Origin of the sequence: Vibrio sp. YT-16 (genome assembly GCF_033337405.1) — a bacterium.
Classification (GTDB): Bacteria; Pseudomonadota; Gammaproteobacteria; order Enterobacterales; family Vibrionaceae; genus Vibrio; species Vibrio alginolyticus.
Genome location: NZ_JAWOQQ010000018.1, coordinates 21,073 through 35,413 on the forward strand (window position 1 = coordinate 21,073; position 14,341 = coordinate 35,413).

A 14,341-nucleotide genomic window follows, 5' to 3' on the forward strand; every position below is an offset into this window, starting at 1 on the left:
TCCCCTTTTGTTTACTTGTAAATCTCTTGTAGTAACCGATCTTTTTCTTGCCACACATCACTCAGCCATTGCTGAAATTGCCGCTTATAGGGCTTATCGTTGAAGTAATCACCGAGCACTCGTTCATCAACGGGTAACACATTTACACGCACAACCACCTTGCTCATGCGGCCCATCAATAAATCCTTGAACGGTTTATGCGTATTTTCTGGGTACGCCAACGTAACGTCGATAATGCTCTCGAACTGTTCCCCCATCGCCGCTAACGTGTACGCAATCCCGCCCGATTTTGGTTGCAGCAAATATTGATAGTTTGCTTTACTCTTACGCTGCTTTTCTTCGGTAAATCGGGTTCCTTCGACATAGTTAACCACTGTGGTTGGAGTGTGTTTGAATTTAGCGCACGAGCGACGTGTCGTCTCTAAATCTTGACCTCGCTTATGAGGATTGCGGATCAGATACTCTCGCGAATAGCGACGCATAAATGGCATATCGAGCGCCCAACACGCCATCCCGATGAAAGGCACATACAGCAGTTGTTGCTTGAGGAAAAACTTCGGCATGGGAATACGGTCTTTAAACACGCAGCAAAGCACAACAATATCTGTCCAACTGAGATGATTACTGATCAGCAGATACCACCCGTCTTTTTTAAGCGCTTCACCGCCCTGAACATCCCACTCAACACGGTTAGATACCGCCAGAATGCACGCATTAACGGTAGCCCATAACCACATCACCTTATTGGCACAAACGGTCGCTAGCGCTTTTAGCTTTACGCCAGGAAGCAATATTTTAAATACAGCGATAACACAAATTGCGAGTGAACAAACCGCAGAATTGAGAATCACAAAAGAAGCGTTAAAAAAAAATAACAAATATGCCAACATGATAGTCAAACAACAGTGATAATGTGTGAAGAATAAAACAGCGTGTAATTATACTGCGCCTTTGCCACATTGGAACATGCGTGGAAATGGTCAGATTTGTTACCGCAACCAATATGTGCACCACTCATTCGACAACAAGGAGATAACGAATGAAACCAAGGCTACTTCTCTTGCCTTTGGCCTTTGTCGTCAGTTCTGCTCAGGCTCAACTCGCTGAAACCGCAGGTTTTGGCGGTGAAATTTCGCTGAATGCCGGATTCATATCATCAGAATCCAATTTCAATACAGAAAATAGTAACACCATCGATTCTCTCGATAAGCGTGCCGATAGTGACAGTTCCGTTATCGCTGCACCGCTAGGGAGTGTGACATACACCTTTGGTAGCCGACTCAACCACCAAGTTTACGCCGGTACCACACGCTCAGATGTCGCGGTAGGTACACTCGCTTTTCAGTTGGGCTATCAACACGAGCTACAATCTGGCACCGTGCTCGATGTTTCCTATCTGCCGACGGTACTCAAAGGCGAAACTTGGCGCAACCCTTATCAAGTAGGAACCGCACGTAAAGAGACGGATGTTGACGGCAATGCGTATCGCTTTCAGATCAAAGGGTTAATTGATAAGAACTTCAACCTTGATCTTGCTTATGCTGATAAAGACATCGAGCAGGAGGAAGTGACAGACCGCTCACTTGCTCGCGATGCTAACCTTTACTATGTCAAAGGCGACTATCGCATTCCACTCAACCAAACGTCTATGTTGCAACCCGCTTTCACCTACATCAATCAAGATGCCGACGGTAAGGCGGAATCATTTGATTCGTACGGGTTTGACATCAGCTGGTTTAAATTTATCAACCGCCATCGATTGGCCCTCACCGCGGGTTATGCATGGAAAGACTATCAAGCAGCTAGCCAAACTTTTGCTAAAACACGAAATGACGACACCATCAGCCTATTTGCGGCCTACGAATATCAAAACGTATTTGACTGGCAAGACTGGTCGTTCATTTCTTTAGCCGGCTATAGCCAAACTGACTCGAATATCACGTTTTATGAGGAGAAAGAGTACCTATTGTCGCTTGGTCTCAACTACACCTTCTAACGTCCTTCATCGCAACAAGGTGCTTACAACACTTGTTGCGATGACACTTTGCTGTCTATACCGCTTGCGCCGTAAGCTGTTTCAGTAAACGGTCCATCGCTCGATACCCAAGTGCCTCAGCCAAGTGCGTTCGTTCAATTTGCTCCGCCCCATCCAGATCGGCGATTGTTCGCGCCACTTTGATAATACGATGATACGCACGAATCGAGAGCCCTAAACGATGCAAAGCGGTTTCAAGAAACTCAGCATCACTCTTATGCAAGGGACAAAACGCCTCAATTTCTCGACTACCTAGCAGTGCATTGACCTTACCACTGCGGTTTAGCATATTGTTACGCGCATGGCTCACACGCGCTTTTACGATAGCAGTCGGCTCACCGCGATCACCACCTTCTGCTAATGTCCCTTTGGGCAAAGCTGGGATTTCTAAAGACATATCAAAGCGATCTAACAGTGGTCCAGATAATCGACCAAGGTAGCGCAAAATAGCTTGTGGATTGGTGCGCGCTTGATTGCCTTCGTAATATCCTGTCGGGCTTGGGTTCAAGGCTCCAACTAATTGGAAGCGAGCCGGAAAGCGTGTTTTACCTTGCGCTCGAGAGATAATGATCTCGCCAGATTCGAGCGGTTCGCGTAACGAGTCCAGAACTTTACGATCAAATTCGGGCATTTCATCGAGAAACAATAACCCGTTGTGGGCTAAAGAGATCTCCCCTGGTCTGGGTACCGAGCCACCGCCGACTAATGCCGCCATTGAACTTGAATGATGCGGAGAACGAAACGGACGCGACTTCCAGTTATGCTCATTAATTTCACTCTGAGTCAACGATGCCACCGAAGCGGTTTCCATTGCTTCTTCGTCACTCATTTCCGGTAATAAGTCACACAAACGCGAAGCCAACATCGTTTTTCCAGTACCTGGCGGGCCAAGGAAAAGTAAGTTGTGGTTTCCAGCGGCAGCAATCTCCAGTGCTCGCTTACCTTGTTGTTGGCCAATAATATCTTGTAAGTCTCGACCATGTTTTTCGATCGTTTTTCGCTTAGGCGTTTGAAAAAGATTCAGTCGATGTTGACCACAAAGCTCGGCACATACTTCCAGTAATGATTGGGCCGATTTATGTTGTTCCTTCCCCACCAGCGCCGCCTGATCGCCATTCACATGTGGGACGACCAAATGACGTTGAATCTTACTGGCTTCCAGCGCAGCAGGCAGCACACCTTTTACAGGTCTTAGACCACCAGATAGCGCTAACTCACCAACAAATTCGTAGTTTTTGAGCTTATCTGTCGCGATTTGCTCCGAAGCGGCCAAAATTCCCAATGCAATAGGAAGATCAAAACGTCCTCCCTCCTTGGGTAGATCTGCCGGAGCCAAGTTCACGGTGATCCGCTTAGCAGGAAATTGAAAGTTAGAATTAATGATCGCACTGCGTACGCGATCTTTGGACTCTTTTACAGTTGTCTCTGGCAAGCCTACTAAGGTAAACCCTGGCATGCCGTTGCTGATATGAACTTCTACACTAACCGATGGCGCTTGCACCCCGACGCTTGCTCGACTATGAATGATTGCCAGCCCCATACGTTCCTCAATTTTTTTGAACACTCTGTAAACAAATGTTTTATCTAGTTGGTTATGTTATATACCGCGTCCCAATTGAGAGTTAATGTGAAAAAAGAATGACTTTTTGCTTGTCATGCAGCGGAATTGTGTGATACCACTAATGACGCAAACAATTTCGTAGAACATTACACAACATTTTTTAACGAAAAAAGAACGACAGACAGATGAACCTTTTCGCTCATATCAACGCACTGCTAGCCCTGATTATCGTGGTCATTATTGGCACCGCGCGGGGTATTGTGGGCGAAAGGTAACCACAAATTACAAAAAACCCCCGCACTGAAAAGTCCGGGGGTTTTTTTACAACTACAAGTTGTCATCTGTCTAACCCTCGGACAGTTTAACGGGAAGAATGGGAGTGCACATGAAGTGCAATAAATATGGCAATCGCTACGAGCCACAACGTAGCAAAGGAGGTTTACGATGACTGGTGCACAACTTGTCGTAGCCGCTTTAAGACAGCAAGGCATCGAAACCGTTTTTGGCTACCCCGGCGGGGCCATCATGCCAATCTATGATGCTTTGTATGACGGTGGGGTGGAACACATCCTATGCCGTCACGAGCAAGGGGCCGCTATGGCAGCTATCGGGATGGCTCGTTCCACTCAAGACGTTGCTGTGTGCATGGCAACTTCTGGCCCAGGAGCCACTAACCTTGTTACCGGCCTTGCCGACGCTTTCCTTGACTCCGTACCTCTAGTTGCCATCACAGGCCAGGTTGCTAGCTCTCATATCGGTACCGATGCATTCCAAGAAATGGATGTGATCGGAATGTCCCTAGCCTGTACTAAGCACAGCTATCTCGTGACCGAAATTGAAGATCTAGCTCCGACACTTGCCGAAGCCTTTGAGGTCGCAAAAACCGGTCGTCCGGGTCCTGTCATTGTCGATATCGCCAAAGACGTTCAACTCGCTCAAGCACCTACAGACCTTCTTCCTCCATACATAGCACCAGCAATCGAAGATGTCAGCGCTGAAGATATCAAACGTGCGCAAGATGTGCTGGCAGCATCTACTCGCCCAGTGTTGTATGTTGGTGGTGGCGTGCAACTTGCGAAAGCAACCGATGCAGTACGCGAATTTCTTCGCTTAAACCCAATGCCTGCAGTTAGCACATTAAAAGGCCTCGGTACCATTGAACGCCATGATCCCCACTATCTTGGTATGTTGGGTATGCATGGCACCAAAGCCGCCAACCTAGTGGTTCAAGAAGCCGATCTATTGATCGTGGTTGGCGCGCGTTTTGATGACCGTGTGACGGGTAAGCTCGATACGTTTGCACCAAATGCGAAAGTGATTCACATCGACATTGATGCTGCGGAGATTCATAAACTGCGCCACGCCAACGCACCATTACGTGGCGACATCAACACCATTCTTCCTCAGCTAGAGCTGACTCAAGATATCTCACCGTGGGTTCATCACAGTGAAAGTCTGCGCAGCGGCTTTAAGTGGCGTTACGACCACCCAGGCGAGTTAATCTACGCACCGCTATTGCTTAAACAACTGTCTGACATGATGCCAGATAGCTCAATCGTCTCGACCGACGTCGGTCAGCATCAGATGTGGGCAGCGCAACATATCCAGCCACGCGAACCACAAAATTTTATCACTTCTGCTGGCCTTGGCACCATGGGCTTTGGCTTGCCAGCAGCGATGGGCGCTGCAGTCGCACGTCCTGATGATCAGTCTATCCTTATTACAGGTGACGGTTCATTTATGATGAACGTTCAGGAATTGGGCACGCTGAAGCGTCGGCAGATTCCAGTGAAGATTGTCCTTCTTAATAACCAACGTCTTGGCATGGTTCGCCAATGGCAGTCATTGTTCTTTGACGGTCGCCACAGTGAAACCATTCTTGATGACAACCCAGATTTCGTGATGTTAGCAAAAGCATTCGATATCCCGGGCAAAACCATCACCAAGAAAGAAGAAGTCGAACCTGCTCTCAAAGAGATGCTAGCGAGTGAAACTTCTTACATGCTTCACGTTTTGATTGATGAAGAAGAAAACGTGTGGCCATTGGTGCCACCTGGCGCATCAAACAGTGATATGTTGGAAAATACATAGGAGACAATCGCATGGACAGATATTTACTCGACATCAAAGCCGATGACAAACCGGTACTGTTGGAGCGCGTTCTACGTGTGATTCGTCACCGAGGTTTCGTGATCAAACAAGTCGCTGCTACGCAAAACCACGAAAGCAAAGTAGCCAGCGTCGAGATCATCGTCGACAGCGATCGACCAATCTCGTTTTTGATCAATCAAATAGAGAAGTTGTGGGACGTTCGTAAGGTTGAGGTGCTAAAAATCCGCAACGATGAACTGCCAAATCACAACTTACAACAACACGTAAGTGCATAAGGAAGGCAACAAATGGCAACGAAAACTGCAGATTTCATTTGGTTTAATGGTGAGATGGTTCCATGGGCAGAGGCGAACGTTCACGTTCTGACTCACGCAATGCACTATGGTACATCCGTGTTTGAAGGCGTGCGCTGTTACAACACACCAAAAGGCCCAATTGTCTTCCGTCACCGTGAGCATGCACAACGTCTAAAAGATTCTGCCAAGATTTACCGCTTTCCGATCCCTTTCTCTGTAGAAGAAATCATGGAAGCGACCCGCGAAACACTGCGCCAAAACAAACTCGACAGCGCTTACATTCGTCCATTGGGTTTTGTCGGGAATGTTGGCTTAGGCGTATGTCCACCAGTTGGCACTGAGATGGATCTAATCATTGCAGCATTTCCTTGGGGCTCTTACTTAGGCGAAGAAGCGCTAGAAAAAGGTGTCGATGCGATGATTTCAAGCTGGAATCGCGCTGCGCCAAACACCATCCCAACTGCGGCTAAAGCAGGCGGTAACTACCTATCTTCACTACTGGTTGGTGGTGAAGCGCGTCGTCACGGTTACGACGAAGGTATTGCGCTAAGCGTAGATGGTTACCTATCGGAAGGGGCTGGTGAAAACATCTTCGTTATCAAAGATGGCGTAATCACTACACCACCAGCAACTAGCGCGATTCTACCGGGCATCACTCGTGACTCGATCATGACAATTGCACGCGATAAAGGCTACAAAGTACGTGAGGCGAACATTGCTCGTGAAGCCCTTTACCTTGCCGATGAAGTCTTCATGACAGGTACTGCGGCTGAGATTGTACCAGTGGCAACCATCGACAAAATTGAAGTAGGTACAGGTAAACGCGGCCCAATCACTAAAGAACTACAAGCAGCCTACTTTGGCCTATTTGACGGCACCACGGAAGATAAGTGGGGCTGGTTAGACTATGTGTACCCAGAACAGAAGTAAGAAGGATTAGGAAATGCCAAAATATAGATCAGCTACCACCACACATGGTCGTAACATGGCGGGTGCACGAGCACTGTGGCGTGCAACGGGTGTGAAAGAAGAAGACTTCGGTAAACCAATCATCGCCGTTGTAAACTCGTTTACTCAATTTGTTCCGGGTCACGTACACCTGAAAGACATGGGCCAGCTTGTAGCGCGTGAAATCGAAAAAGCCGGCGGCATCGCAAAAGAATTCAACACCATCGCGGTTGATGATGGTATCGCAATGGGTCACGGCGGCATGCTGTACTCACTGCCTTCACGCGAACTGATCGCAGACTCTGTGGAGTACATGGTCAACGCGCACTGTGCCGATGCCATGGTATGTATCTCTAACTGCGACAAAATCACTCCGGGAATGTTGATGGCATCTATGCGTCTCAACATCCCGGTTATCTTTGTTTCTGGTGGTCCAATGGAAGCGGGTAAAACCAAGCTTTCTGATCAGATCATCAAACTAGACCTTGTAGATGCGATGATCCAAGGCGCGGATCCAAAAGTGTCTGATGAGCAAAGCGAGCAGATCGAACGCAGCGCATGTCCAACGTGTGGATCGTGTTCAGGCATGTTTACCGCAAACTCGATGAACTGTTTAACTGAAGCACTCGGTCTTTCTCAGCCGGGCAACGGTTCTATGTTGGCGACTCACGCAGACCGTGAACAGCTATTCCTTAACGCGGGTCGACGCATTGTTGAACTGACTCGTCGTTACTACGAGCAAGATGACGAATCCGCATTGCCACGCAACATCGCAACCTTTGATGCCTTTGAAAATGCGATGGCACTGGACATCGCAATGGGTGGCTCAACCAATACGATTTTGCACTTATTGGCAGCAGCGCAAGAAGGCGAAGTTGATTTTGATATGGAAGATATCGATCGCCTGTCTCGCCAAGTACCGCACCTGTGTAAAGTGGCACCATCTACCCAGAAATATCACATGGAAGACGTACACCGCGCAGGTGGCGTCATGGCAATTCTTGGTGAGTTAGATCGTGCAGGTCTTCTACACAATGATGCGCGCACCGTACTTGGTCTTTCCATGAAAGAGCAGCTCGCAAAATACGACATCATCCAAACTGAAGACGAAGAAGTACTTAAGTTCTACCGCGCAGGTCCTGCAGGTATTCGTACTACACAAGCATTCTCACAAGATTGTCGCTGGGATCGCCTTGATGACGACCGTGCGGAAGGTTGTATTCGTACTATCGATCATGCCTTTAGCCAAGAAGGTGGCCTAGCCGTTCTATCAGGCAACATCGCATTAGATGGTTGTATCGTTAAGACTGCTGGTGTGGATGAGAGCATTCATAAATTCACTGGCCCAGCCGTAGTTTTCGAAAGCCAAGAAGACGCCGTAGAAGGCATCTTGGGTGGCAAAGTAAAAGCAGGCGACGTGGTTGTTATCCGTTACGAAGGCCCTAAAGGTGGTCCGGGCATGCAAGAAATGCTTTACCCAACCACTTATCTAAAATCGATGGGCCTTGGCAAAGAGTGTGCACTTCTGACTGACGGCCGTTTCTCTGGCGGCACATCAGGTCTTTCTATCGGTCACGCCTCTCCTGAAGCAGCAAACGGCGGTGCAATTGGCCTGGTAAAAGAAGGCGATATGATCGCAATTGATATTCCAAACCGTTCAATTTCACTCCAAGTGTCTGAACAAGAACTTGCTGAGCGCCGTGCAAAACAAGACGAACTAGGCTGGAAACCAGTTGACCGCCAACGTGAAGTTTCCTTTGCACTCAAAGCGTACGCGAGTATGGCAACCAGTGCTGACAAGGGTGCAGTACGAGACAAGTCGAAGCTAGAGGGCTAGCAATGATGGAAGCTCAACCCGAAAAACAAGTGAACCAAACTGGTGCAGATTATCTGCGCCAAATCCTTCGCGCACCTGTTTATGAAGTAGCAACAGTGACGCCACTGCAAGAAATGCCTCGTTTATCTGCACGTATCGGGAATAACGTGCAGATCAAGCGTGAAGATCGCCAACCCGTACACTCGTTCAAATTGCGCGGTGCATACAACATGGTGGCGAGTTTATCTGAAGCACAAAAAGCCGCTGGTGTCATTGCAGCATCGGCAGGTAACCACGCTCAAGGCATGGCGCTCTCTGGTACTAAGCTAGGCATCAAGACCACCATCGTGATGCCCAAAACCACACCAGACATCAAAGTCGATGCGGTACGTGGCTTCGGTGGCAATGTAGTGCTGCACGGCAGCAACTTTGATGAGGCAAAAGCGGAAGCGGAACGCCTTTCTGATCTGCATGGGTACACATTTGTCCCTCCTTTCGATCACCCACTGGTGATTGCAGGTCAAGGCACCATAGGCATGGAAATGCTGCAGCAAAATGGTCACCTTGATTACATCTTCGTCCCTGTCGGTGGTGGCGGTTTGGCTGCCGGTGTTGCGGTACTCGTGAAGCAGCTAATGCCAGAAATCAAAGTGATTGCGGTCGAGCCAGAAGATTCTTCATGCCTCAAAGCGGCATTGGATGCAGGTGAACCAGTAGTATTAGACCAGGTCAGCATGTTTGCCGATGGCGTTGCAGTAAAACGCATTGGTGAAGAGACGTTTCGTCTATGCCAAAAGTACATTGATGGCCATATTGCAGTCTCTAGCGATGAAATCTGCGCAGCAGTAAAAGACATCTTTGAAGACACCCGTGCGATTGCAGAGCCTTCTGGCGCGCTTGCTCTGGCGGGTTTGAAGAAGTTTGCTGAGCAAAACAAACTGCAAGGTAAGAATTTAGGTACTGTGCTGTCTGGTGCCAACACTAACTTCCATGGCTTACGTTATGTTTCTGAGCGTTGCGAGCTTGGTGAGAAACGTGAAGGTTTGCTTGCCGTCACCATTCCTGAGCGTCAAGGTGCCTTCTTTGAGTTCTGTAACCTCATTGGCGGCCGCGCCGTAACGGAGTTTAACTACCGCTACAACGATGACGCATTGGCAAATATCTTTGTCGGTGTGCGTTTGCAAGGCGGTCAGGAAGAGCTAGAACATATCATTCACGACTTACGTGATGGTGGCTACCCAGTGGTTGATTTGTCTGATGATGAAATGGCGAAGCTGCACGTGCGCTACATGGTTGGTGGTAAGCCGTCTAAGCCGCTTAAAGAGCGCCTCTACAGCTTTGAATTCCCAGAATATCCGGGAGCGCTACTCAAGTTCTTAAGCACACTCGGTACTCATTGGAATATCAGCTTGTTCAACTACCGTAACCACGGCGCTGACTACGGACGTGTTTTATGTGGTTTCGAGTTAGATGAAAGCGATTTAGCTCAGTTTTCTGCACATTTACGTGAACTTGGCTATCAATGCAAAGACGAGACAGACAACCCATCGTATAAGTTTTTCTTGTCATAAAACGCCACATTTCAAATATATCAAAGACAACACAACACCTCGCATTAGCGAGGTGTTTTTTATGACTGTAACCAATCTTTATGTAGCTGATTAGGCGACCCAAGATAGTCCACCATCCACTGGATCAATTTATGATTATCATCTTTGCGCCATACTAAGCAGCAGTGACTGAGCGGTTTATCATCCGGCATGACCTTCTCCACCAGTGCACCATCATTGATTAAGGGTGTTGCAATATGACGTGGCATGTAACCCACGCCCACCCCATTTTTTAAACATTCAATCGCACTATACCAATTGGGCAATAATAATCGGCGCTGTTGCGGATAATGGCCAGTATGGCGTTTTGGCAGCACGTTCGAAGTATCATCAAGACAGATCGCCGGAAATTGACTCACAAACGCTTCAGTAAGCACTTGTTGTCGAACGCAAGGATGAGCGGGTGACATTACAAATGCCCAATCTAATACGCCCATATCTTTGACTTCAAAATCTCCCCCAACGGGAACCGCAGATGTCGCGCCAACGACAATGTCGGCTCGACCTTGTGCTATGGCTTCCCAAGAACCATTGAAGACCTCCATATTGATCTGCAATTCAGCAAATTCAAACTCGCGATAGAAATCTTCCACCAAAGGTTTGAGTTTTTCTAACTTCACCACGTTATCTAAGGTCAGCTTTAACGTGCTTTTCCATCCTTGAGCCGCTCGCCGCGTTTGTGCTTTCACCTCTTCCATTTGACGCAGCAAAGAGCGCGCCTCGGCCATAAAAAGTTCACCCGCTGGAGTTAGCTCGACTTTCCTTGGTAAACGTCGAAACAGCACCACATCTAAATCTTGCTCGACCTGCCTTACTCCATAGCTGATGGCTGAGGGGACTTTATGCAATACCTCAGCCGCAGCGGTGAAACTGCCTAAACGGGCAACCGTATCCAGCATTTCCAAAGACGCTTTAGAGAACATGATTTAACCTTTCAAAAAATTTGATTGATAACCAACAATTTTAGCGTTTTATTTTCTCAAAATCGAAAAATAGAATAATAAGGTAAATAAATCAGGGTTGGCGCCAACTGATGTTGATTAAAAAATGATTAAATAATTTGACTGGTTGAATCATGAAAATCTCAAAACTACAGCTCATTTATCTGGCAGCATTATCGATGCTTGGCTTCGTTGCTACCGATATGTATCTGCCAGCATTCAAAGCGATGGAAATCGACTTTGCAACAGGCCCTGAGCAAATTGCGCTCTCTTTAACGGTATTCCTCGTTGGTATGGCGATTGGTCAACTAATGTGGGGATTGGCATCCGATAAATTTGGCCATCGTAATACACTCGCAGCCGGGTTGGTGCTATTTACTATCGCGTCATTCGGTTTGGCTTTCTGTGATCAAGTATGGCAACTACTCACACTGCGCTTTATCCAAGCTATCGGTGTGTGTGCACCAGCCGTGATCTGGCAGGCTATGGTCATTAAGCGCTACTCAAGCAGTAGCCAACAAATTTTTGCGACAATCATGCCACTCGTCGCGCTATCACCAGCACTAGCACCTCAATTAGGGGTTGTGTTGGCAGATAACTTCGGCTGGCACAGTATCTTTATTACGCTAACACTAGTTGGTGTCTTCTTGGTCTTTGCGACCATGGCCCAAAAAGACGAGAAAGCAGAAATCAAACAAACCAGTATGTCTGCCGACATCAAAGCGCTGCTGAGTTCTAAAAAGTACCTTGGCAACGTGTTTATGTTTGCGACGGCTTCGGCTGCATTCTTTGCTTACCTAACTGGGATGCCAGAAATCATGGCGCAACTGGGCTACGAAGCAAAAGATATTGGTTTGAGCTTTATCCCACAAACTATCGCGTTTATGGCTGGTGGCTACTTAGGTAAAGTAGGCGTTCGAAAATTTGGTGATGAAAAGGTTCTGCGCCAACTGATTGGCCTATTTAGTGTCGCGGCATTAATGATTTTCATTGCTTCACAGTGGGAGCTGTCATCGATTTGGCCTATTCTTGCGCCATTCTGTTTGATTGCCGTTGCTAACGGCGCGCTGTACCCAATCGTGGTAAACCGTGCACTGGCCAGCGCACAACAGAGCCCTGCAACAGCAGCAGGTCTGCAAAACAGCCTGCAAATCTGTGTAAGTAGCTTCTCAAGTGCATTGGTAGCCGCAATGGCAAGCCAAGCTCAGATGGTTACTGGCATCGCAATCATCATCTGTATGGGTGGGCTGTGGATGGGATACATTCTGTCGAATCGCGAATTATCCAAGCACTTTACGACTCCTGACAACGCCCGAGTCGTGAGTGAAGACGAACTTTAATTGTTCAGATAATAAAAAGAGCCGCGCAATGCGGCTCTTTCTGTTTATAAGCTTTTCAACCCCCACTTCTTGGCAGTCTGCTTAAAAAAGCCTTGAGTCTTTTTCAACTCAACCCAGTGATTGATGTAATTAATCCATACTTGATCGTCTTGCGGCAACAACATAGCAATTGGGGTTGGTTTACGCGGTGCGGTCACTGGCACTATCGCCAACTGTTTAAACTTGTCCACCAACGTCGCAGCTTCCACATTGGACGTCACCGATACATCGGCCCTGCGAGCTAGTAGTTCTTGGAAGTCGCGCGCTGGCGCTTCAATAACAATATGCTGAGCAGACGGGAAGAACTCTTTCACCATTTTTTCTTGTACCGTACCTAACGTCGCCGCGACTTTTACTTCTGGTTTATTAAAATCCGCCCAATCAGAGAATTTGGCGAGATCTTTCTTTTGCACCACAGGTACAAAGGCAAGGTAGAAATATGGCTGGCTGTATCCAGCTACTTTCGCGCGCGACATGTTCAGAGATGCGCTGCCAGTAATATCGTATTTGTTGGCGGTAATGCCATTAACTAGCGTCTTCCAATCCGTGGGAACATACTCCACTTTTACACCGAGATCTTTAGCAAGTTCTGTTGTTACATCGATATCGAAGCCACGATAACTGTTTGTCGCGGGGTCTTTCATCGTCATCGGATTCCAATCTCCCGTCGTTCCAACTCGGAGTACGCCATTGTCTAAAATAGATTGAAGACGGCTTTCAGCGTGAGCGACTTGAGTCGCAGCAAGCAAACACATTCCTAGCACTAGTAAAATCTTTCTCATTTTTATTCCCTTAAAAATAATGACCTTATACGGTTTAATAATTAACCTTTATTAGAGCTCTACTGATAACATAGCAGTAACAAAGGAAGTTTTTTAGTTAATTCAGGGAGTAAATGTGACGTTTCGAACTCTATGGCTGTTTTCACTGCTATTACTCACTGGTTGTTCAGATTATCAATGGGGCTGGTATGTACTTGACCCTTCGACGGATCAAGGGCTCACCAATCTAAAGTTTTTAATCGCTGGGTTTAATGACACCATTCAGGTATCACTCCTCAGTATGTTATTTGCGATGAGCTTGGGCCTGATCGTTGCGTTACCCGCTCTGTCGGACTCTGCCTCTCTGAAGTGGATAAACCGTATTTATGTCGAGGTGATCCGTTCAGTGCCAGTTTTAGTCTTACTACTTTGGGTGTATTACGGCATGCCTACACTATTGGATGTCTCACTCAATCACTTTTGGGCGGGTGTTATTGCACTGACTATCGCTGAGAGTGCGTTTATGGCGGAAGTGTTTCGCGGTGGGATACAAGCTATCAGCCGTGGCCAACATGAAGCGGCTGAATCTTTGGGCTTAAGCTATTGGCAAAAGATGCGCCTGGTAATTCTTCCCCAAGCATTTCGACAAATCCTCCCTCCACTGGGCAATCAATTTGTCTACATTCTCAAGATGAGTTCTTTAGTCAGCGTGATTGGTTTAAGCGATCTCACTCGCCGTACTAATGAGCTGGTGGTGAATGAGTACTTACCCCTAGAAATTTATACCTTCCTCGTTTTGGAGTACTTGTTGCTCATCCTATTTGTATCTCAAGCCGTTCGTTGGCTCGAAAAACGTATTGCCATTCCTAGCTACTAGCGATG

Annotated in this window: 12 protein-coding genes; 8 read left to right on the forward strand and 4 right to left on the reverse strand. The window is 47.4% G+C overall.

Features of this window, described 5'->3' with window-relative positions:
• Window positions 1-11 precede the first annotated feature (11 nt).
• A complete protein-coding gene (locus R7F07_RS21310) occupies window positions 12-890 on the reverse strand; it encodes an acyltransferase (protein ID WP_086047109.1) in 879 nt (292 codons plus the stop codon).
• Window positions 891-1,039: 149 nt separating this feature from the next.
• Here R7F07_RS21310 and R7F07_RS21315 point away from each other — a divergent pair, with 149 nt between their 5' ends.
• Window positions 1,040-1,996: a DUF2860 domain-containing protein gene (locus R7F07_RS21315; protein WP_005379034.1), complete on the forward strand. Its 957-nt coding sequence runs from the start codon at window positions 1,040-1,042 to the stop codon at window positions 1,994-1,996.
• Between the two features lie 55 nt (window positions 1,997-2,051).
• Here R7F07_RS21315 and R7F07_RS21320 read toward each other — a convergent pair whose 3' ends face one another.
• Window positions 2,052-3,575 (reverse strand): YifB family Mg chelatase-like AAA ATPase, encoded by a 1,524-nt coding sequence (locus R7F07_RS21320; RefSeq protein ID WP_005383862.1) that lies wholly within the window; start codon window positions 3,573-3,575, stop codon window positions 2,052-2,054.
• Between the two features lie 465 nt (window positions 3,576-4,040).
• Between R7F07_RS21320 and ilvG the strand changes: the two genes are divergently transcribed.
• From ilvG to ilvA, 5 genes are read left to right on the forward strand one after another with little or no spacing between them, the layout of a single operon-like run.
• Window positions 4,041-5,687, forward strand: coding sequence for an acetolactate synthase 2 catalytic subunit (gene ilvG / locus R7F07_RS21325; protein ID WP_005378960.1), 1,647 nt, complete (start codon window positions 4,041-4,043; stop codon window positions 5,685-5,687).
• Between the two features lie 11 nt (window positions 5,688-5,698).
• Window positions 5,699-5,983 (forward strand): acetolactate synthase 2 small subunit, encoded by a 285-nt coding sequence (ilvM, locus tag R7F07_RS21330; protein WP_005378958.1) that lies wholly within the window; start codon window positions 5,699-5,701, stop codon window positions 5,981-5,983.
• A gap of 12 nt (window positions 5,984-5,995) precedes the next feature.
• Window positions 5,996-6,934, forward strand: coding sequence for a branched-chain-amino-acid transaminase (gene ilvE / locus R7F07_RS21335; protein ID WP_025768922.1), 939 nt, complete (start codon window positions 5,996-5,998; stop codon window positions 6,932-6,934).
• Between the two features lie 13 nt (window positions 6,935-6,947).
• Entirely contained in the window at window positions 6,948-8,789 is a 1,842-nt protein-coding gene (gene ilvD / locus R7F07_RS21340) for a dihydroxy-acid dehydratase (RefSeq protein WP_005383859.1), read from the forward strand.
• Window positions 8,790-8,791: 2 nt separating this feature from the next.
• Window positions 8,792-10,339 (forward strand): threonine ammonia-lyase, biosynthetic, encoded by a 1,548-nt coding sequence (gene ilvA, locus R7F07_RS21345; RefSeq protein WP_042523890.1) that lies wholly within the window; start codon window positions 8,792-8,794, stop codon window positions 10,337-10,339.
• 59 nt (window positions 10,340-10,398) lie between these two features.
• Here ilvA and punR read toward each other — a convergent pair whose 3' ends face one another.
• Window positions 10,399-11,301: a DNA-binding transcriptional activator PunR gene (punR, locus tag R7F07_RS21350; RefSeq protein WP_064368871.1), complete on the reverse strand. Its 903-nt coding sequence runs from the start codon at window positions 11,299-11,301 to the stop codon at window positions 10,399-10,401.
• Between the two features lie 152 nt (window positions 11,302-11,453).
• On the opposite strand from punR, the gene punC reads away from it, so the two are divergent.
• Window positions 11,454-12,659: a purine nucleoside transporter PunC gene (gene punC, locus R7F07_RS21355; protein WP_005378946.1), complete on the forward strand. Its 1,206-nt coding sequence runs from the start codon at window positions 11,454-11,456 to the stop codon at window positions 12,657-12,659.
• A 44-nt stretch (window positions 12,660-12,703) separates the two neighbouring features.
• Here the strand turns inward: punC and R7F07_RS21360 are convergent, their stop codons facing one another.
• Window positions 12,704-13,480 carry a transporter substrate-binding domain-containing protein gene (locus R7F07_RS21360; protein ID WP_005378944.1) on the reverse strand — a complete coding sequence of 259 codons (777 nt, stop codon included), beginning with the start codon at window positions 13,478-13,480 and terminating at the stop codon, window positions 12,704-12,706.
• Window positions 13,481-13,595: 115 nt separating this feature from the next.
• Here R7F07_RS21360 and R7F07_RS21365 point away from each other — a divergent pair, with 115 nt between their 5' ends.
• The gene (locus R7F07_RS21365; protein WP_318110558.1) at window positions 13,596-14,336 is read left to right on the forward strand and encodes an amino acid ABC transporter permease; all 741 of its coding nucleotides are present in this window, start codon (window positions 13,596-13,598) and stop codon (window positions 14,334-14,336) included.
• Window positions 14,337-14,341 lie beyond the last annotated feature (5 nt).

Bases quoted from the DNA above. Each gene is read 5' to 3' on its own strand.
- ilvE (WP_025768922.1), top strand. From the start codon at position 5,996: ATGGCAACGAAAACTGCAGATTTCATTTGGTTTAATGGTGAGATGGTT.
- ilvD (WP_005383859.1), top strand. From the start codon at position 6,948: ATGCCAAAATATAGATCAGCTACCACCACACATGGTCGTAACATGGCG.
- R7F07_RS21360 (WP_005378944.1), bottom strand. From the start codon at position 13,480: ATGAGAAAGATTTTACTAGTGCTAGGAATGTGTTTGCTTGCTGCGACT.
- punR (WP_064368871.1), bottom strand. From the start codon at position 11,301: ATGTTCTCTAAAGCGTCTTTGGAAATGCTGGATACGGTTGCCCGTTTA.
- R7F07_RS21320 (WP_005383862.1), bottom strand. From the start codon at position 3,575: ATGGGGCTGGCAATCATTCATAGTCGAGCAAGCGTCGGGGTGCAAGCG.
- ilvM (WP_005378958.1), top strand. From the start codon at position 5,699: ATGGACAGATATTTACTCGACATCAAAGCCGATGACAAACCGGTACTG.
- R7F07_RS21315 (WP_005379034.1), top strand. From the start codon at position 1,040: ATGAAACCAAGGCTACTTCTCTTGCCTTTGGCCTTTGTCGTCAGTTCT.
- ilvA (WP_042523890.1), top strand. From the start codon at position 8,792: ATGATGGAAGCTCAACCCGAAAAACAAGTGAACCAAACTGGTGCAGAT.
- punC (WP_005378946.1), top strand. From the start codon at position 11,454: ATGAAAATCTCAAAACTACAGCTCATTTATCTGGCAGCATTATCGATG.
- R7F07_RS21310 (WP_086047109.1), bottom strand. From the start codon at position 890: ATGTTGGCATATTTGTTATTTTTTTTTAACGCTTCTTTTGTGATTCTC.
- ilvG (WP_005378960.1), top strand. From the start codon at position 4,041: ATGACTGGTGCACAACTTGTCGTAGCCGCTTTAAGACAGCAAGGCATC.